19 protein-coding genes are annotated in these 17,252 nt (G+C 63.2%); 7 read left to right on the plus strand and 12 right to left on the minus strand.

Annotation, left to right across the window (positions count from 1 at the left end):
* Window positions 1–5 precede the first annotated feature (5 nt).
* From EOB80_RS10280 to EOB80_RS10290, 3 genes are all read right to left on the minus strand, one after another.
* Window positions 6–962 carry an alpha/beta hydrolase gene (locus tag EOB80_RS10280; protein ID WP_127327554.1) on the minus strand — a complete coding sequence of 319 codons (957 nt, stop codon included), beginning with the start codon at window positions 960–962 and terminating at the stop codon, window positions 6–8.
* Between the two features lie 43 nt (window positions 963–1,005).
* A complete protein-coding gene (locus EOB80_RS10285) occupies window positions 1,006–1,491 on the minus strand; it encodes an SRPBCC family protein (protein ID WP_127269871.1) in 486 nt (161 codons plus the stop codon).
* A 213-nt stretch (window positions 1,492–1,704) separates the two neighbouring features.
* A complete protein-coding gene (locus tag EOB80_RS10290) occupies window positions 1,705–1,953 on the minus strand; it encodes a ParB N-terminal domain-containing protein (RefSeq protein ID WP_127269873.1) in 249 nt (82 codons plus the stop codon).
* Window positions 1,954–2,108: 155 nt separating this feature from the next.
* Here EOB80_RS10290 and EOB80_RS10295 point away from each other — a divergent pair, with 155 nt between their 5' ends.
* From EOB80_RS10295 to EOB80_RS10315, 5 genes are read left to right on the plus strand one after another with little or no spacing between them, the layout of a single operon-like run.
* Entirely contained in the window at window positions 2,109–3,752 is a 1,644-nt protein-coding gene (locus EOB80_RS10295) for a N,N-dimethylformamidase beta subunit family domain-containing protein (RefSeq protein WP_127327555.1), read from the plus strand.
* A gap of 1 nt (window position 3,753) precedes the next feature.
* Complete coding sequence (locus EOB80_RS10300) at window positions 3,754–5,133, plus strand: aspartate aminotransferase family protein (protein ID WP_127327556.1); 1,380 nt, start codon at window positions 3,754–3,756, stop codon at window positions 5,131–5,133.
* 4 nt (window positions 5,134–5,137) lie between these two features.
* Window positions 5,138–6,067 (plus strand): 3-keto-5-aminohexanoate cleavage protein, encoded by a 930-nt coding sequence (locus EOB80_RS10305; RefSeq protein ID WP_127322215.1) that lies wholly within the window; start codon window positions 5,138–5,140, stop codon window positions 6,065–6,067.
* A gap of 12 nt (window positions 6,068–6,079) precedes the next feature.
* Complete coding sequence (locus EOB80_RS10310; RefSeq protein ID WP_127327577.1) at window positions 6,080–6,595, plus strand: GNAT family N-acetyltransferase; 516 nt, start codon at window positions 6,080–6,082, stop codon at window positions 6,593–6,595.
* Window positions 6,592–7,620 carry a histone deacetylase family protein gene (locus tag EOB80_RS10315; RefSeq protein WP_127327557.1) on the plus strand — a complete coding sequence of 343 codons (1,029 nt, stop codon included), beginning with the start codon at window positions 6,592–6,594 and terminating at the stop codon, window positions 7,618–7,620. The genes EOB80_RS10310 and EOB80_RS10315 overlap by 4 nt, the downstream gene beginning before the upstream one ends.
* Window positions 7,621–7,635: 15 nt before the next feature.
* Here EOB80_RS10315 and EOB80_RS10320 read toward each other — a convergent pair whose 3' ends face one another.
* From EOB80_RS10320 to EOB80_RS10330, 3 genes are all read right to left on the minus strand, one after another.
* A complete protein-coding gene (locus EOB80_RS10320) occupies window positions 7,636–8,901 on the minus strand; it encodes a cysteine desulfurase-like protein (RefSeq protein WP_127327558.1) in 1,266 nt (421 codons plus the stop codon).
* Between the two features lie 52 nt (window positions 8,902–8,953).
* Window positions 8,954–10,021: an aldo/keto reductase gene (locus EOB80_RS10325; RefSeq protein ID WP_127327559.1), complete on the minus strand. Its 1,068-nt coding sequence runs from the start codon at window positions 10,019–10,021 to the stop codon at window positions 8,954–8,956.
* A gap of 115 nt (window positions 10,022–10,136) precedes the next feature.
* Window positions 10,137–10,592 carry a hypothetical protein gene (locus EOB80_RS10330; protein WP_127327560.1) on the minus strand — a complete coding sequence of 152 codons (456 nt, stop codon included), beginning with the start codon at window positions 10,590–10,592 and terminating at the stop codon, window positions 10,137–10,139.
* Window positions 10,593–10,987: 395 nt separating this feature from the next.
* Between EOB80_RS10330 and EOB80_RS10335 the strand changes: the two genes are divergently transcribed.
* Window positions 10,988–11,152: a hypothetical protein gene (locus tag EOB80_RS10335; protein ID WP_023706483.1), complete on the plus strand. Its 165-nt coding sequence runs from the start codon at window positions 10,988–10,990 to the stop codon at window positions 11,150–11,152.
* Window positions 11,153–11,206: 54 nt separating this feature from the next.
* Here EOB80_RS10335 and EOB80_RS10340 read toward each other — a convergent pair whose 3' ends face one another.
* Complete coding sequence (locus EOB80_RS10340; RefSeq protein WP_127327561.1) at window positions 11,207–11,713, minus strand: DUF1993 family protein; 507 nt, start codon at window positions 11,711–11,713, stop codon at window positions 11,207–11,209.
* A 137-nt stretch (window positions 11,714–11,850) separates the two neighbouring features.
* Between EOB80_RS10340 and EOB80_RS10345 the strand changes: the two genes are divergently transcribed.
* The gene (locus EOB80_RS10345; protein ID WP_127327562.1) at window positions 11,851–12,903 is read left to right on the plus strand and encodes a DUF1176 domain-containing protein; all 1,053 of its coding nucleotides are present in this window, start codon (window positions 11,851–11,853) and stop codon (window positions 12,901–12,903) included.
* Window positions 12,904–12,932: 29 nt separating this feature from the next.
* On the opposite strand, the gene EOB80_RS10350 is transcribed toward EOB80_RS10345, so the two are convergent.
* The 5 genes from EOB80_RS10350 to EOB80_RS35200 all read right to left on the minus strand — a co-directional run.
* Window positions 12,933–13,823: an alpha/beta fold hydrolase gene (locus EOB80_RS10350; protein ID WP_127327563.1), complete on the minus strand. Its 891-nt coding sequence runs from the start codon at window positions 13,821–13,823 to the stop codon at window positions 12,933–12,935.
* A 32-nt stretch (window positions 13,824–13,855) separates the two neighbouring features.
* Window positions 13,856–15,466 carry a molybdopterin-binding/glycosyltransferase family 2 protein gene (locus EOB80_RS10355; protein ID WP_127327564.1) on the minus strand — a complete coding sequence of 537 codons (1,611 nt, stop codon included), beginning with the start codon at window positions 15,464–15,466 and terminating at the stop codon, window positions 13,856–13,858.
* Window positions 15,467–15,532: 66 nt separating this feature from the next.
* Window positions 15,533–16,270, minus strand: a complete 738-nt coding sequence (locus tag EOB80_RS10360; RefSeq protein WP_127327565.1) for an XdhC family protein — start codon at window positions 16,268–16,270, stop codon at window positions 15,533–15,535.
* A 6-nt stretch (window positions 16,271–16,276) separates the two neighbouring features.
* Window positions 16,277–16,615 carry an XdhC family protein gene (locus tag EOB80_RS10365; RefSeq protein WP_013532112.1) on the minus strand — a complete coding sequence of 113 codons (339 nt, stop codon included), beginning with the start codon at window positions 16,613–16,615 and terminating at the stop codon, window positions 16,277–16,279.
* Window positions 16,616–16,675: 60 nt separating this feature from the next.
* On the minus strand, window positions 16,676–17,252 hold a 577-nt coding region (locus EOB80_RS35200), incomplete at its 5' end, for a VWA domain-containing protein (protein WP_245466322.1).

A 17,252-nucleotide genomic window follows, 5' to 3' on the forward strand; every position in this document is an offset into this window, starting at 1 on the left:
GGCGTTCACTCCGTTTCGCCGACGACCTCGTCCCAGGTTTTGACCTTGGTCTGGCCGTTGAGGAACGGCAGCGCGGCGGCCGTCAGTTCGGGGGCGAAGAAAGTGTCGTAGTGGGTGCGGTTGGGCAGGATCGCCAGGCGGTTCTGCGACAGGTTCTCGCGCATCCAGCCGGCATCCTTCAGCCCGCCGCCGAGCATCTGATAGAACTTGATCTCGTGTTCGGGCTTGTACATATCGCTGTCGCCATAGACCAGCATGACCGGCATCTTCAGCTTGGCGACGTCGGCCGAGTAATCGCGGTTCTGACGCATGAAGCCGCCCAGCGCATCGAGGAGCTTCGGGAACTCCTCAGGATGCGGCGCCACGGCGACGTAGGATTTGTACATCGGCGTGTCCTTCATGAACTCAGCCGCGGCCGCGCTCACCTGTGCCTGCTGGGGACGCATCTCGTCATAGAAGCCGTCCGTGGCGTAGCCGGTCGATACCAGGACGAGGCGGCGCACCGCTTCGGGATTCTGGACGGCCATGCGGAAGGCGACGCCGCCGCCCAGCGAATAGCCCATGACATCGACCTGATCGTAACCGAGCGCCTTGACGATGGCGGCCATGTCGTCGCCCATCGCCTCCACGGTGAATGGGCGGTCGCCCAGCGCGGTGCGACCGTGACCCTGCAGGTCGACGCCGATGACGGTGCGGTTTTCGGCAAGTTTCGGCAGGATCGGCGCGAACATATCCGTGGTGCCGAGACCGCCATGCAGCAGAAGCAGCGGCTCGCCCTTGCCATAGATGGCATAATAATAATTCAGGCCGTTGATCGGCAGCAGGCCGGACTTTTCCGGCTTCGGCAGTGCGTTCGTCTCAGCCGTCATGGCGGGTTTTGTCTCCTCCGCATTGGTGGTGCCTGGGCAGCCAACGAGCGCTGCAACCGAAGCAAGAATGGCGAAAAACAGGGTTTTGGACATATCGATCTCCTCTCGTCATGCCGGTATCAGAGCGTCATGCGGATCAAAGCGTTTTGGCGAGTTCTTCGAGCTGGTCGGCGCACTGTCCCCAACCCTCGTGGAAACCCATCTTCTCATGCTGTTCGCGGTCGGCGACGCTCCAGTGCCTGACCCGAGCGATGTAGCGGGTCTTGCCATTGCCCTCGTCCTCGAAGGTCAGCGCGACGGTCATGAACGGCTTTTCCGAAGGCTGCCAAGCCTCTGTGTAGGCGTCGGTGAGGACGATCTTCCTGCCGGGAACGACTTCGAGGAAGACTCCCGGGTTGGGGAATTCGTTGCCGTCCGGGCTAGCCATGACGACAAGGCTCGAGCCGCCGGTGCGCACATCCATCTCGGCGCGCGGCGTCGTCCACGGCTTTGGCGAGAACCAGCGCGTAATCAGTTTCGGGTCAGTCCAGCAGCGATAGACGTTCTCGCGCGGTGCATCGATGATGCGGGCGAGAACCAGTTCACGGTCGTTGGTGGGGGCGATGTCGAGCTTGATGGTCATGATGGCGTCCTGCGTTTGATCTGGCTTCCGTCCCAAGGACGAGCCGATGAACCGCAAACCGACATCGCCCGCAAAGAAAATGTCGACACCGTCTCGATGGGCCGAGGCGTCACTCACCTTCGTCATCAATGGGCGAAGCAGGAGCGCAGTGACGCAGCGCAGACCCGAGGATGACGAAGCGATAAAAACCTCTGCGCCGAGAAACCGGACGTGTCAGTGGCGCTTGGCTTGCACCAGATAAGCCTCGATCTCGGTCTCGCCGAGCCACCTTGCCGCCTCCAGCCGGTGCAGGCCTTCGACGAGGATGTGGCGCTTGCCGTCATGGCGGACCTGGATCGGCGTCTTCATGCCGTTTTCCAAAATGTCCTCGGCCAGATGGCGAACGGTCTCGGGATGCAGCGTCTTCTTGCGCGCCGTCGGCACGTAGATCTCGTCGACCTTGACCTTTTGCACTCTGAGCATTCCGACCCCCGTGGCGGAAACGCCGCCTCCCCTGAGATAGTCCGTTTGATGGAGGCGGCCAAGGGTGCGGCTAGCGAATGCTGGCCCGATCGTTTCTATTTGACGCGTGACCGGCAGATCGCCGAAATGGCGGCCCTCGACCTTTTCAGGTGTTCATGACCCATCTGCCGACCGAATTCCCCGATTTCGGACTGACGCCGGAGCAGCGCCGCCACGCGGTGCGTGGCCATTATTACGAATGGCCGGGGATGGATGGCGAGCGCGGCGAGATCTGGTGCTACAGCGACCGGTTTTCCTATCGCGCCGGCGAAACGGTGGCGTTGCATGTCAGTTCGACAGCTCCGAACTTCGGCATGACAATCACCCGGGATGGCGGCAGCGAAACCAAAGTGTTCGAGAAATCGGGCATCGCGGCACGCCGGCAGGACACACCCGACCAGTGTTCGGCTGAAGGCTGCGGCTGGGACGCATCCTTCGAATTTCGCGTCGGGGCGGACTGGCCGTCCTGCGCCTATCGGGTCACGCTGACCGCCGACGGGCGCGACGGCAAGCCGATCCAATGCCACCATATTTTCATCGTCAGCCCGCAGCCGGGCCGCAAACCTGGCCGCGTGCTGCAGGTGGCTGCGACGGGCACCTGGCTGGCCTACAACACCTGGGGCGGTTCCAACCACTACCAGGGCATCACCGGGCCGGACCGCAACCAATACTCGCCCATCGTGTCGACACAGCGCCCCTGGTGCCGTGGCTTCGTCGTGCTGCCGAAAGATGCGCCGCGCGTGCCGCTGGAAGTCGCCGTCCCGCCCAAGACGATCCCGCGCTATCCGCACATGGAATGGGCGCTCGCCACAGGCCATTCGAAAAAGTACGCCTCGTCGGGTTGGGCCAGCTATGACAGCCATTTCTTCCGCTTTGCCGAGCGAGCCGGCTATCAAGTCGATCTCGCCAGCCAGCACGATCTGCATTTTTCGCCGGAAATTCTCGACGGCTACGACTGTGCCGTCTTCGTCGGCCATGACGAATACTGGACCTGGGAGATGCGCGATGCCGTCGACAATTATGTCGAGCGCGGCGGCCATGCGGCGCGCTTTGCCGGCAATTTCATGTGGCAGACGCGGCTTGAGGACGAGGGCCGCCGGCAGGTCTGCTACAAATATCGCTCGCGCGCCGAAGACCCGGCCTATCTCCCAGGCGGCGACGTCACCCGCGCCACCAATTCCTGGGAGGCGCCGGAAATCGGCCGGCCGGGTTCGGCGACCTTCGGGCTCAATGCGACGCGCGGGGTCTATACCGGTTGGGGCGGCTGTGCGCCGCGCGGCGTGCGTGGCTTCCCGGTCTACCGGCCGGAGCACTGGGCCTTTGCCGGCACCGGCATCTACTATGGCGACCTGCTGGGCGCCGACAGCCATGTCTATGGCTATGAGGTCGACGGGCTCGACTTCGAGATACGCGGCGGCCTGCCCTACCCAACCGCCACCAGCGGCGCAACGGAGGGGTTGCAGGTTCTCGCGGTCGGCATGGCATCCCAGGTCGAGGAAAGCGCCGATATCCCGATCGAGGACCAGTTCCTCACCGACGAAGACGGCCGCTTCACCGCCGAGACGCTGTTCGGCGAGGCGAGCGACGCCAATCTGGAAAAGGTCAAACGCGGCAACGGCATGATCGTCAATTTCCCGCGCGGCAAGGGCGAGGTGTTCCACGCCGGAAGCTGCGAATGGGTCGCCGGCCTTCTAAGACAGGACCCGATGGTCGAACGCGTCACCAAAAATGTCCTCGATCGTTATCTCGGAAAGTCCTGACATGTCGAAACTCCAGACCGCCGCGCAAGCCACCGACGCCCGGCGAGACTCGCATCTGTTCTATCTGTCCAGCCTGCGCCGGCCGCTGATCGACCGCGCCGAGGGCATCTATATGTGGACGCAGGACGGCCGCCGCTTCATCGACGGCTCGAGCGGCCCGATGGTCGCCAATATCGGCCATTCTAACCGCAATGTGCTGGATGCCATGAAGCGGCAGATGGACCGCGCCACCTTTGCCTATCGGCTGCATTTCGAGAACGAGCCGGCGGAGGAGCTGGCACGCGAACTGGCAGGCAAGCTGCCGGAAGGCATGGACCGAATCTTCTTCGTCTCGGGCGGCTCGGAAGCGACCGAATCCTGCATCAAGCTGGCGCGGCAATGGGCCGTCGCCACCGGCCAGGCCAGCCGCTGGAAGGTGATCACCCGCTTCCCCTCCTATCATGGCGGCACGCTGGGTTCGCTCTCGATCACCGGCGACGATGCGCTGGCCGAAACGTTCGAGCCGATGATGCGGGCGATGCCGACCGTGCCGGCGCCGAATGCCTGGCGCGACCGCGACAATCTCTCGATGGAACAGCGCGGCATCCGCTATGCCGACATGCTGGAGGAGAAGATTCTTGCGGAAGGTCCAGACAGCGTGGTCGCTTTCATCATGGAGCCGATCGGCGGTGCGGCGACCGCGGCACTGGTCGCGCCGGACAGCTATTATCCGCGCATCCGCGAGATCTGCGACCGCTACGGAATCCTGCTCATCCACGATGAAGTGATGAGCGGCGCCGGCCGCACCGGCAAATTCCTAGGCGGCGACCATTGGAACTGCAAGCCCGACATCGTCGCGCTGTCGAAGGGGCTGGGTTCGGGCTATGCGCCGCTTGGCGCGCTCGCCGCCCCGATGCGGCTGGTGCAGCCGCTGCTTGACTCCGGCGGCTTCCAGCACGGCCACACCTATGCCGGCAATCCGCTGGCCTGCGCCGCCGGGCTTGCCGTGCTCGGTGAAATGGACCGGCTCGACCTGATCGCCAATGCGGCTGCCATGGGCGACGTGCTGATGGACGGGTTGAAGGGGCTGGCGAAGCGGTTTCCGTTCATCGCCGACGTGCGTGGCAAGGGCCTGCTCACCGGCGCCCAGATGGTTGCCGATCCCGAGACGCTGAGGCCGATCGACCAGACCAAGAAAGCCACGCAACGGCTGCTCGACCTCGCCTATGAGCGCGGGCTGATCATCTATGGCCGCAGGGTCAAGGGTGGCGTCGACGGCGACAATTTCATGGTCGCGCCGCCGATGATCGTCACCAGCGAACAGGTCGGCGAGATCGTTTCCATCATCGGCGACTCGCTGGAGGTTCTGGCCTCCGAGCTCGACCTGCCGGTCGAAGGGTAAAAGCATGGTCTCGCGAAAAGTCATCATCACCTGCGCTGTCACCGGCTCGGTGCACACGCCGTCGATGTCGCCCTATCTGCCGGTGACGCCGGACCAGATCGCGGCGGAGGCGATCGCGGCGGCCGAAGCCGGCGCGTCGATCCTGCATCTGCACGCCCGCGACCCGAGGGATGGCCGCCCGACCGCCGATCCGGACGTCTACATGCAGTTCCTGCCGCGCATCAAACAGGCGACCGATGCGGTGATCAACATCACTACCGGCGGCTCGTCGCTGATGACGCTCGATCAGCGGCTGGCAGCCCCTTTGCGGGCTGAACCCGAAATGTGCTCGCTCAACATGGGTTCGATGAATTTCGCGCTGTTCCCGATGCTCGACAAGCCGAGGGAATGGCAGCACGAGTGGGAACCCAAGCTGCTCGAAGCGACGCGCGACACCATCTTCAAGAACACCTTCGCCGACATGGAGGGCGTGCTGGAGCGGCTGGGCAAGGGCTGCGGCACGCGCTTCGAATTCGAATGCTACGATGTCGGCCATCTCTATTCGCTGGCGCATTTCCGCGACCGCGGGCTGGTGTCGGGGCCGCTGTTCATTCAGTTCGTGCTGGGCATTCTTGGTGGCATCGGCGCCGACCCGGAGAACCTCGTCCATATGAAGCGGATCGCCGACAAATTGTTCGGCGACAGCTACCAGTTCTCGGTGCTGGCCGCCGGCCGCCAGCAGATGCCGCTGATTTCGATCGCCGCGGCGATGGGCGGCAATGTCCGGGTCGGGCTGGAAGACAGTCTCTATGATGGCCGCCAGTTGGCGAAATCCAATGCCGACCAGGTGCGCCGCATCCGTGGCATTCTCGACGGGCTGTCTCTGGAGGTTGCAACGCCAACCGAAGCGCGCGACATGCTGGCGCTCAAGGGCGGCGACCGGGTGGCGTTTTGAGAGACGACCGTGATCAATCCAACATCCAATGACGTCCTCTTACGCCCCGGCCGGATCGACGACGTCGAAACCATCCACGCGGCGATCCTGAAGCTCGGCACGCATATCGGCGCGCCCGAGGAGATCATCTCGACGCCGGACGATCTCAGAACGTACGGCTTTGGCGAAAAACCCGCCTTTTCGACCCTGATCGCCGAAATCGGCGGGGAATTTGCCGGGCTTTGCCTGCATTTCCCGATCTTTTCGACCTGGATGGGGCGGCCTGGCGTCTATGTGCAGGACCTCTATGTCGAGGACCGGTTTCGCGGCCGCAAGATCGGCGAGCGGCTGTTGCGGCATGTTGCGGCGCAGTGCCGGAACGAAGGCGGCGTCTATCTCCGGCTGTCGGTCGACACCGACAATGAAGGCGCCAAGACTTTCTACGAAAGGCTGGGCATCGCCTGGTCGAGCTATGAGCAGACCCAAAAAATCATCGGCGAGGCCTTCTTTGCCTTCGCCGACGCGCCGGAAAACGGGGATCACAAATGAAAGCCTTCTATGCCGAGGAACAAAAGCGTCACGACCCCAAGGCCTTCCTGTCAAGCGGTGCGCCGCAGCCCAATCCGGAACAGCCGGAGCGCGTCGAGAGATTGTTAGCCGGCGCATTATCTGCGGGTTGCACGATCGAGCGGCCTCGCAATCATGGGCTCGGTCCGGTCGCGGCGGTGCATACGCCCGAATATCTGGATTTCCTCGAGCATATCTACGCGCGCTGGCAGCGCATCGAGGGCGCTTCGGCCGAAGTGATCCCCAACATCCATCCGATCGCGCGCAACGGCTCCTACCCGGCCTCGGCAGTAGGCCAGGCCGGCTACCACATGGCCGATACTGCCTGCCCGATATCGGGCGAGACTTGGCAAAGCGCGCTGTGGAGCGCCTGGAGCGCGGTCGATGCGGCCGAGGCGGTGATCTCAGGCGTACCGGCCGCCTACGCGCTATGCCGCCCGCCCGGTCACCACGCCTTTGCCGATGTCGCCAGCGGCTTCTGTTTCATCAACAACTCGGCCGTCGCGGCGCAGGTTCTGCGTAAGCAGTCCGCACGGGTGGCGATCCTCGATGTCGACCTGCATCACGGCAACGGCACGCAAGGCATCTTCTACGCACGGCCGGATGTGCTGACCGTCTCGCTGCATGCCGATCCCGTGCGCTTCTATCCGTTCTTCTGGGGCCATGCCGACGAGCGCGGCGAAGGGCCAGGCCTCGGCTACAATTTCAACCTGCCGCTGCCGCGCAAATCCGACGACGCGGCGTTTCTCGAGGCGCTCGAGGTGGCGTTCCAGCGCATCCGTGCCTTTTCGCCGGACGCGCTGGTCGTGGCGCTCGGCCTCGACGCGTTCGAGGGCGATCCGTTCGGCGGACTTTCGGTGACGACGCCGGGTTTCTTGCGCATCGGCGAGGCTATCGCAAAGCTCGGCCTGCCGACGGTCATCGTCCAGGAGGGCGGCTACCTCTGCGACGAACTCGGCGACAATCTCACCGCGTTCCTCACCGGCTTCGGCGGCAAGATGCGGTGAGTGCTCAAGCCAGCGTCAGGAGCGCTGCTGCCTGAGCATGGCGATCACACGGTGTACGCTCTCCAGCGTCTCGTCGATTTCGGCTGCAGTGTTGTAGTGGGCGATGCCGATGCGCACGACGCCATGCTCGGCTGGAATGCCGAGCTGGTGGACGATCTCCCAGGCGTAGTTATGGCCGGACCACAGGAAGATGTTTTCGGCATTCATCTGCCGCACGATCGTTTCGGGCACGATGCCATCGACGGTGAAGGAAACCGTCGGCACGCGCTCGCCGAGCCGCTTCGGATCGGTAATGCCCTGGATGGTCAGGCCCTCGATATCGGACAGGCCATCGATCAGCTGTTGCGCCAGCGGGTTTTCATAGGCGATCGAAACCGCAAACGCCTTGGCAATCTTCTGCCTTCTTGAACCGCCATCGCCGGTTGCCGCGCCAAGGTCGGCGAAGTAGTCAACAGCCGCCGTGAGGCCGGCCATCAGCTCGATCTGCGGCGTGCCGAGTTCGAACCGCTCCGGCAGACCGTTGGACGAACAGCGGCATTTGTAGGGCTGCAGGTCGTCGATGACGTCGCGGCGGCCCCACAATATGCCCATATGCGGACCGAAGAATTTGTAGGCCGAGCAGATCAGGAAATCGCAGCCGAGCTCCTGCACGTCGATCAGACCGTGAGGCGCGAACTGGACGGCGTCGACATAGACAAGGGCGCCGGCATTCCTGGCGATGGTGGTCAGCGCTTTCACCCGGTTGATCGAGCCGGTCAGGTTGCTGGCGTAGTTCAACGCGACCAGCCGTGTCTTCTCCGAAAACAGACCAGCCAGCGTCGCCTCTTCGACCTGCCAGCTCTTTTCATCGAACGGCAGCCAGCGCACGACGAGCCCGAGATCCTCGGCAAGTTGCAGCCAAGGCGAAACATTGCCCTCATGATCCATGCGGGTGAGGATGATCTCGTCGCCGGGCTGCATCGTGCGGCCGAGCGTGCGCGACATGTGATAGGTCAGCGTCGTCATGTTGGCGCCGATGATGATTTCCTCGGGGCTTGCGGCGCCAAGGAAATCGGCCATGGCCTGGTGCGCGTCGTCGACGACGGCCTGCGCGGCAATCGTCGTTTCGAAAAAGCCGCCAAGGTTGGCATTGGTGGTCAACAGGCAGCGCGACACCGCGTCCGCCACTGCCTGCGGCACCTGCGTGCCGGCCGGATTGTCGAGATAGATGCGGCGGCGGCCCTTGTCGGTCAGGAAGAGAGCCGGAAATTTTTCACGCACTGCCTCGACTGGAAAAATCATTGCTGCTCGCTCCCTTGGAATTGTCGAGTATTCGGCCTGCGGCAAATCCCGTTCAAGGACAGGGATTGCCGACCCGCTGGTGGATTGTGTCCACCGCCTTCTGCATTTCTTCGGTCCAGGTGACGTCGACAGAAGACAGCGCCATGTCGAGCTGCGAAAGCGTCGTTGCGCCGACGATGTTGGAGGTTACGAACGGCCGGCTCGAGACATAGGCATTGGCAAACAGTGCCGGCTCCAGGCCAAAGGAGCGCGCCAGCTCATTGTATTCAAGTTGTGCTTCAGCGGCACCTGGCGTCTCGTAGCGCTGGCCGCGATTGAACAGCTGCGAGCGGGACCCCTGCGGTCGCGCGCCATGGTCGTATTTGCCGGTGAGATAGCCCTGGGCCAGCGGCGAATAGGGCAGCAGCGACACTTGCTCGCGCTCGCAGACCTCGGCGAGGTTCACCTCGAAAGTGCGGTTGACGAGATTGTAGGCGTTCTGGATCGACGCGACGCGCGGGCCGATGCCCTTGTCGGCTTCGGCAAGGAACCGCATCACGCCCCAGGAACTCTCGTTCGACAGCCCGAAATGGCGGATCTTTCCCGCCTTCACCAGTTCGTCGAAGACGCCAAGCGTCTCGGCGATCGGTGTTTCGTCGGCCGGTGCGCCGACGGAATCGGCGCGCGGCGACACGGCCCCGACGCGCGTCGGGTTGGCGCCCCAAGGGATATCCCGCTCCGGCCAGTGGATCTGGTACAGGTCGATATAGTCGGTGCCGAGCTTGGCCAGCGACTTGTCGATGGCGTCAAAGATATCGGCGCGCACCAGTTGCGACGGCCTGTCGCCGCGAAACCATGCGTTGGCCGTGCGGCCGACGACCTTCGAGGCCAGGATCACCTTGTCGCGGTTGCCCTTGGCCTTCATCCAGCTGCCGATGATCTTTTCGGTCCGTCCCTGCGTCTCGGCCTTGGGCGGGATCGGATAGAGCTCGGCGGTGTCGATGAAATTGACGCCGCGGGAGAAAGCCAGGTCCATCTGTGCGTGGCCTTCGGCCTCGGTGTTCTGCTGGCCCCAGGTCATGGAGCCCAGGCAGATCTGGGTCACAAGAAGATCGGTCCGACCGAGACGGCGTTTGTGCATGGAATTCGGCTCCGGAGGAAGGCTGGCGCGACTGCGCGGAGGAAACCGCATCTATAGGCAAAGCAGAGCCGCTCTCCAAGCCTCGCCAGACCGACTTTTGCGTGAACCAGCCGGGTTAGCGGCGAGCACCGGCTAGTGCACGGCGCTTGGCCTCGTCGATCAGCATGTTGGCCACTTGCATGCGGATCATGGCGCGCTGGCGCAAATGCGGGGCGACACGGTCGGGATGGTTGGCAAAGGCAAAGCGGCGGCGCATGCGGCTGAAGTCGGCGATTTGCTTGGGCTGATCGAGGCCAAGTTCGACGGCGATGGCTTCGGGATCGATCGGCGGCAGCTTTTCCTCGGGCTTTGGCTCTTCGCCGGCGAGAGCCAGCTTGGCATGATCGAGCAAGGCGGCGAATTCCGTCGCCAGATCCGCGCCCGCCTCGCGATATTCGGCAGCGGAAACCTTGATGCGGCCGGAATGGAGTTCATCGGCCACCGAAAGATAGTCAAACGGGATGGATGGACGAGCGCCGGCCTCTTCGCCCTCGCCATTCTTGTCGGGGGCGATGAAGAGGTCTTCGAGCAACGAAGCGAAATCCCGCTTGGCGCCAGTAGCGATGTCAGCCTCCCCCTCGCCCGACCATTCGGGTATCGAAGCATAGAACCGGCTCGTTAAAAATGCATGGCACCGATCTTAACGAATTTAGCCTTCGCCTCGTCTACCGCTTGACCCACCGCAATCCCAAAAACAAAAGCCGGACTGCATTTTCACGCAGTCCGGAATTCGCCAGGAGTGGCGAGGAAAAACCGGCCATGTAGCCAGCATTCGAGGCTACGATACGCACCGGCCAAAAGTTTCGCCCGTTAGAGAAAATGTCGAAAAATTCGCCAAGACATGGCAGGTATGCAAATGCTGCACTGCACAATTGTCACGATTCAACTATATTGGCTGGCGTGGAGGACCAATTTGGGGCTTGAATCATGGGTTTCTTCACTGAAATGTTCGCCCGGCCGCGGCCGCAGGAGCATCTGAGATACCGCTCGGCGCTAGCGCTGCTTCATTCGATGAGCAATGCCGACCGTGCCGACATCGGTATCAAGCCGGCCGACTTCCCCCGCATCGCGCGCGAAATGTCCGTTCGCTAGGTACTTCCGGTGATGTCCCGGATCGATCCGGGACATCTCCAAAAACTCAATTCCCTAGCTCGATCCCAGGAACGTCGCCTTGCCCAACGGCACGCCATTGTGGCGAAGAATGTCGTAGGCCGTGGTGAGGTGGAAATAGAAGTTGGGCATAGCCACATGCAGCAGATACTGCAGGCCGGGCATCGAACTTTCCCGTCCGCCAAGCTTCAGCTCGATGATCTTGTCGTCGGAGCCGTCGAACTCGGCAGCCGAAAATGTGCCCAGAAGGTCCAGGGTCTTGGTGATGCGCGCCTGAATTTCGGCAAAACTCGCCTCGTTGTCCTCATATTTCGGCACTTCGCGGCCGGCGAGCCGTGACGGCGCGCCCTTGGCATGATCGGTGGCGATCTGCACCTGCCTGGTCAAGGCGAACATGTCTGGCGCCAGCCGCGCCGTCAGAAACACCTGCGGGTCGATCTTGCGGTCAAGCGCATTCTGTTCGGCGGTCGCCAGCACATCGGAAAGCGCTTTCAGCCTGGCCGAAAACACCGGCACGGACGCCTCATACATCGATATCGTCACGTCAAATCTCCTGTCCGGCCGAACGCCGGCGGACGCGACGTAGCGCCTTCGCGCGCGATTCTTCAAGTCCGCCGAGCCTGCGTCACCACGTTGCCGCAATCGCCGTCGTAGAATCCTCTATCGAGCGGAGGTTCCCGATGAGACGCGCCCTTTTCGCAGCGACTGCCTTTCTCTCCCTGGCACCGATCGGCCAGACGGTATTGGCTGCCGACGATGCCCCCGAAGCGCCCTATATCGACGATCGGTCGAGCGCCGACGCGGTTGTCCGTTCGCTGTACAGCGCCATCAGCCGGCACGAATTCGCCCGCGCATGGGGGTATTTCGGCGATACAAAGCCCGCAAAGGATTTCGATAGTTTCGTCAAGGGCTATGATGGGACGGACAAGGTCGAAGTCCAGACCGGGACGGTTTCCGACGAAGGCGCGGCTGGCAGCATTTTCTACAACGTCCCCGTCGCCATCCGCGCGACGGACAAGGCTGGCGGCGAAAAGGTCTTTGCCGGGTGCTATACGCTGCGCCAGGTGAATGCCCAGACCCAGGTGGCGCCACCCTTCGATCCGATCCACATCGAGAAAGGGGCACTGAAGCCCTCCACTGCCGATTTCGAGGAGGCGCTGCCGCCAAGCTGTGGCGATGGCCCGCCACCGCCAAAGAAAGACACCGCACTGGAGCAGGCCAAGAAGGCCTTTCTGGCAACCTATGGCGACCAGTGCGACAAGCAGTTCCTTGCCAATGAGCCGACCGTTTTTTCGATTAAATACAAGGACAAGGATGCGCAGCCCGGCGATCCCGACAAGGAGACGCGGCTGTTCCATTTTTCCTGCTCGGCCGCGGCCTACAATGAAAGCTCGATCTACTACATGACCGACGACGTGTCGGGCGTGCAGCAGTTGCAGTTCGCCGAGCCCAAGATGGACATCCGCTACGAGAACAATGACAGCAACGGCAAATTGCTGGGCATGAGTATCGTCGGTTTCCAGACGTCGGGCTGGGCGGTCAATTCCGCCTATGACGAGGCTGCCCACACGATCACCACGTTCAACAAGTGGCGCGGCATCGGCGATGCGTCCGACGCAGGGACGTATCTGTTCCGCAATGGCAATTTCTCGCTGGTCCAGTATGACGTCGATGCGTCCTATGACGGCGAGCAAAATGCCGAGACTGTCATCGACTACAACACCGCGCCCTGAGCGTCACACGAGCTTGCAGGCTGCGTCGATCAGGGCGCCTTCGACAGCATCCAGTTGAGCGTGCCGCGCCAGTCGGTCATGCGGATCGGAGTGCCATGGGTGCCGGTCTCGAAGCGGACGAAGCGGGTCGGATAGGTCTTCGATTTGGTCAGGATCGAGCGAAAGAACGCCTCCTGCTTTGCCACGGGGTAGACCACGTCATGGCTGCCCTGGCCGAAGAAGACCGGCACGCGGCGCTTGAAGGCCGGGCTGGTGAAAAAGCTCTCATCCCACAGCGAACCGAGCAGCAGCAGGCCGTTGATGCGGCCGCCCATGTCCTTGCGCGCGGCCAGCTTCCAGCACAGCGCGCCGCCCATAGAGCCGCAGGCGACGAAGATCTTCGCGCCTGGCGACTGTTCGGCATAATGACCGATCAGCGCCGCCACCTGCGCCGCTCCCGTATCGCCGAAATCGGGGAAATCAGGACTGAGATAGAGGCCGCCATTGCTGGCCATCAGGTTCTTGAGCCGGTTGAAATTGCCGCCGAATGTGAAGTCGTCGACACCCTGCTTGCGGCTGCCGCCCTGCCCGTGCAGATAAAGCACGATGATGCCGGCGCCCTCGGTCTTGCCGACGGCGACATGCCTGACATCGCCAGCATCGGTCTTCAGCAACAGATCCTGCTGCATCTTGCGGACGCTGGTGTCGGTGTATTGGGCGTTCACCCGCCGCTCCGGCACCTGGTCACGCTGGTTGATGTCGCGCATCTCGCGGTAGTCGATGACCGTGTAGGTGCCGTTGATGTCAGACGACAGCGTGGGCGGATAGGCGAAGAGATCGTCCTTGAAGGGTTTTAGGGACAGCGTCTGACTTTGCGCGGCCGAAGACAGCAACGCGGTCGCGACTGCAAAGGCACAGAAAATTTGGCAGCGAATAGACATGCCCAAGGCATGCGTAATTCGGCTTGGGTTTGTCAATCCTGCAGCACGCCGCCGGCGCCTTCGAGTGCCTCGCGTGTGTCGACATCGACTGACGCCGCCGCGCCGATCTCGACGTCGATGACATCGAGCCCTTCCGTCTCGACCAGATGGCGCGCGCCGGTGTCGCCTTCGAGATGGGCGATCGCCGGAAACAGCGAGCGCGGCAAAAGCACAGGGTTGCCGCGCTTGCCGTCATGCGAGGCGCGGACCACCGCATTGCCGCCGGCCTTGCGGAAAGCATCGATCAATCTGTCGAGATCATCGGACGTGATATCGGGCATGTCACCGAGAACGATCATCACGCCGGCGGAATCTTCCGGCAGATAGGCGATGCCGGCTTTCAGCGAGGTGGACAGGCCCTCGGCAAAATCGGGATTGTCGGCGAAGGTCACGTCGAGGCCCACCAGCGCAGCGCGCACCCGCTCGCGCTGGTGGCCGGTGACGATGACAGTGCCGGACGCCTTCGAGCCGAGCGCCCGCTCGGCGGTGCGGCGCACAAGCGGCTTGCCGTCGAACAGCGCCAAAAGCTTGTTCGGCCCGCCCATGCGGCTTGAGCGGCCAGCGGCCAGCAGCACGATGCCGACCTTGAGCTGGCTTTTGGCCGGCAGCGGTTCGCGCGGCTGCGGCCGTGTCGGGATTTCCATCAGCAGCCCGCCGACCCCCATGGCGGCAATATCCCTGGCCGTCACGTCGAGGCCAGCGATCAACCGGTCCAGCACCCAGTCGAAACCATTCTCCTTGGGGCTGCGGGCGCAGCCGGGCGCGCCGATGACGTGCTTGCCGCCGAGCGTTCCGAGCACCAGCAGATTGCCGGGATCGACCGGCATGCCCGCGCGGATGACTGCACCACCCGCCTTCTCGATCGCCGCGGGAATGACATCGGCAAAATCGCTCATCGCCGAAGCGCCGAAGATCACCACCATGTCGTTGTCGCGCGCCAGCGAAGCCGTGGCCTCCGCCACCGGAGCGATCTCATGCGACGTGCGGCGCTCCGCAGTCAGCCTGCCGCCCGTGCGCGCCAGCCGCGCTTCCGTGACGCGCAGCGTCTTGTCGAGGACGGAAGGCTTGATGCCGGGCAGAACCGTCTGGATGACGCCGACACGCAAGGGCCGGTAGGCATTGACGGCAAAGATCTCGCCTGCGGCGCAGATTTTCGTCGCAGCGTCGACCAGCGCTGAACTGACCGCGAAGGGAATGATCTTCACGGTCGCGACCATCTGGCCTTTCTCGACCGGCGCATGCTGCGCCAGCGTGGCGATGGTGATGGCGGGATCGATGGCATTGATGGCATCGATGACAGCGGCATCGACCGTGAAGATGCCCGGCGCTTTGGCATGGAGGTTGACCCGCCCGGTCGCGGCAGGCCTGGCCTCGATGCCGCGAAAGGCCATGCTCTCGGCGATCGTCTGCGCGGCGGCATCCTCGCCGAGGTCGTCCTCAGCCAGCACAGCCGCAACAACCTCGGAAATGCCGGCGGCCCGCAGCAGCGCCACATCTTCGGCGCTCAGCCTGTGCGCCTTGCGGAAGCGGCGTTCGCCGGCGGTGGTCGAATGCGCCAGCACCGCGCCTTCCGCTGTCTCGACCGGGATCTGGCCGAATTTCACGCCGCAGCGCCCGCAGAGCGCCGCGCGTCCTTTTGGACGCGCAACGGACGCTCTGCTATTTTGAATCTACGCATCGTGCTTTTCCAAAGTCGATTTCGATTTTGGAGCCGATGCGGAGGCATCGAGACCGCGCGAGCGGAAGGCCTGGATTGCCTGGGCCAACACCGCAACGGCGATCTCTCCCGGGCTGGCAGCACCGATGTCGAGCCCGATCGGCGCGTGAATACGGGCGATCTGATCGGCGCTCGCGCCCAGCGCCAGCAGGCGTTCGACCCGCTTGGCATGCGTCTTCCTGCTACCGAGCGCCCCGACATAGAAACAGTTGGCGTCGAGCGCGGCCTTCAGCGCGAAATCATCGATCTTCGGGTCATGGGTGACGGCGGCAAGCGCGGTGTAGCTGTCGAGCGGCTGGCGCTTCAGCACATCCTCCGGCCATTCGGCATGAAGCGCCACATCGGGAAAGCGGTCCGGCGTGGCGAAAGCGGTGCGGGGGTCGATGATCTCCACGGGATAGCCGGCGATCTTCGCCATCGGCGCCAGCGCCTGGCTGATATGGACAGCGCCAATCACGACCAGACGCGGCTGCGGCAGATGCGCGTTGAGAAAGAAATTCCGCCCCTCTGCTTCGACCGAACCGGAGTTGCCTGTGCGGAACGCCCTGGCGATCGCGGCGCCAAGATCGCCGGCGACCTGATCGCCTTCGCGCACGATGCGGTCGCGGCCGTCACCGAGATCGGTGACAAGGATCGCCGCACGGCGAGCGCGTCGTTCGGCGTTCAAAATTTTTAAGGCGTAGGGATCCATCCGAGATCAGCCCAGTCTTTCCACGTACACCTTGATGCGGCCGCCACAGGACAAGCCGACCTGCCATGCGGTTTCATCGGCAACACCGAACTCCAGCATCCTGGCCTTGCCGCTGTCGATGACGTCGATGGCCTCGCTGACCACAGCGCCTTCGACGCAGCCGCCCGAGACGGAGCCGTGGAAATTGCCGTCGGCGTCGATGACCAGATGGCTGCCTACAGGTCGGGGCGCCGATCCCCAGGTCTCGACCACTGTCGCGATGGCCACGTCCTTGCCGTCCTTCATCCAGCCCTCCGCGATGATCAGCGGGTCGCGGGCCTCATCCAGATAAATGCTGTTTTCCATGACCGTTTCTCCAGAAGTCTGTTTTTCTCGGGATCTGTTTTCCGGGTGGGAAAGATATGGTTATGCGGCGTGCCTCGCGCCAGCGTCCAGCCATCGGCGCGGATCGACGGATTGTGCCGACTTCTTGTCCAATGACGCGCAGAGATCGGCGAGCGCATCGAGATTGTGCACCGAGCGGAACTCGTCGACATGCGGCAGCATCGCCTTGACGCCGCGGGCGCGCGCCTGAAAGCCGTCGAAGCGCAGCAACGGGTTCAGCCAGATCAGACGCCGGCAGGATTTGTGCAGGCGCTCCATTTCTTCAGACAGGCCGGCGACATCGTCTCGCTCCAACCCGTCGGTGATCAGAAGCACGACCGCCCCCTGCCCCAGCACGCGCCGCGACCATATCAGGTTGAACTCGGCAAGTGTGTCGCCGATGCGGGTGCCGCCCGACCAGTCCTTGACCGCCGCAGAACAGTCGGCAAGTGCTGCATCCGGGTCGCGATGGCGCATCTGCCGGGTCAGGTTGGTGAGCCGGGTGCCGAAGACGAAGGTGTGCACGCGACGCCTTTTTTCCGTCAGCGCATGCAGGAAATGCAGGAAGATGCGCGTGTACTGGCTCATCGAGCCGGAAATGTCGGCCAGCGCCACCAGC

Source organism: Mesorhizobium sp. M7A.F.Ca.MR.245.00.0.0 (assembly GCF_003997415.1).
GTDB lineage: Bacteria > Pseudomonadota > Alphaproteobacteria > Rhizobiales > Rhizobiaceae > Mesorhizobium.

What these genes read in the sequence shown, in the direction of transcription:
- EOB80_RS10280 (WP_127327554.1), bottom strand. Translation starts at nt 962, where the DNA reads ATGTCCAAAACCCTGTTTTTCGCCATTCTTGCTTCGGTTGCAGCGCTC.
- EOB80_RS10285 (WP_127269871.1), bottom strand. Translation starts at nt 1,491, where the DNA reads ATGACCATCAAGCTCGACATCGCCCCCACCAACGACCGTGAACTGGTT.
- EOB80_RS10290 (WP_127269873.1), bottom strand. Translation starts at nt 1,953, where the DNA reads ATGCTCAGAGTGCAAAAGGTCAAGGTCGACGAGATCTACGTGCCGACG.
- EOB80_RS10295 (WP_127327555.1), top strand. Translation starts at nt 2,109, where the DNA reads ATGACCCATCTGCCGACCGAATTCCCCGATTTCGGACTGACGCCGGAG.
- EOB80_RS10300 (WP_127327556.1), top strand. Translation starts at nt 3,754, where the DNA reads ATGTCGAAACTCCAGACCGCCGCGCAAGCCACCGACGCCCGGCGAGAC.
- EOB80_RS10305 (WP_127322215.1), top strand. Translation starts at nt 5,138, where the DNA reads ATGGTCTCGCGAAAAGTCATCATCACCTGCGCTGTCACCGGCTCGGTG.
- EOB80_RS10315 (WP_127327557.1), top strand. Translation starts at nt 6,592, where the DNA reads ATGAAAGCCTTCTATGCCGAGGAACAAAAGCGTCACGACCCCAAGGCC.
- EOB80_RS10320 (WP_127327558.1), bottom strand. Translation starts at nt 8,901, where the DNA reads ATGATTTTTCCAGTCGAGGCAGTGCGTGAAAAATTTCCGGCTCTCTTC.
- EOB80_RS10325 (WP_127327559.1), bottom strand. Translation starts at nt 10,021, where the DNA reads ATGCACAAACGCCGTCTCGGTCGGACCGATCTTCTTGTGACCCAGATC.
- EOB80_RS10335 (WP_023706483.1), top strand. Translation starts at nt 10,988, where the DNA reads ATGGGTTTCTTCACTGAAATGTTCGCCCGGCCGCGGCCGCAGGAGCAT.
- EOB80_RS10345 (WP_127327562.1), top strand. Translation starts at nt 11,851, where the DNA reads ATGAGACGCGCCCTTTTCGCAGCGACTGCCTTTCTCTCCCTGGCACCG.
- EOB80_RS10350 (WP_127327563.1), bottom strand. Translation starts at nt 13,823, where the DNA reads ATGTCTATTCGCTGCCAAATTTTCTGTGCCTTTGCAGTCGCGACCGCG.
- EOB80_RS10360 (WP_127327565.1), bottom strand. Translation starts at nt 16,270, where the DNA reads ATGGATCCCTACGCCTTAAAAATTTTGAACGCCGAACGACGCGCTCGC.
- EOB80_RS10365 (WP_013532112.1), bottom strand. Translation starts at nt 16,615, where the DNA reads ATGGAAAACAGCATTTATCTGGATGAGGCCCGCGACCCGCTGATCATC.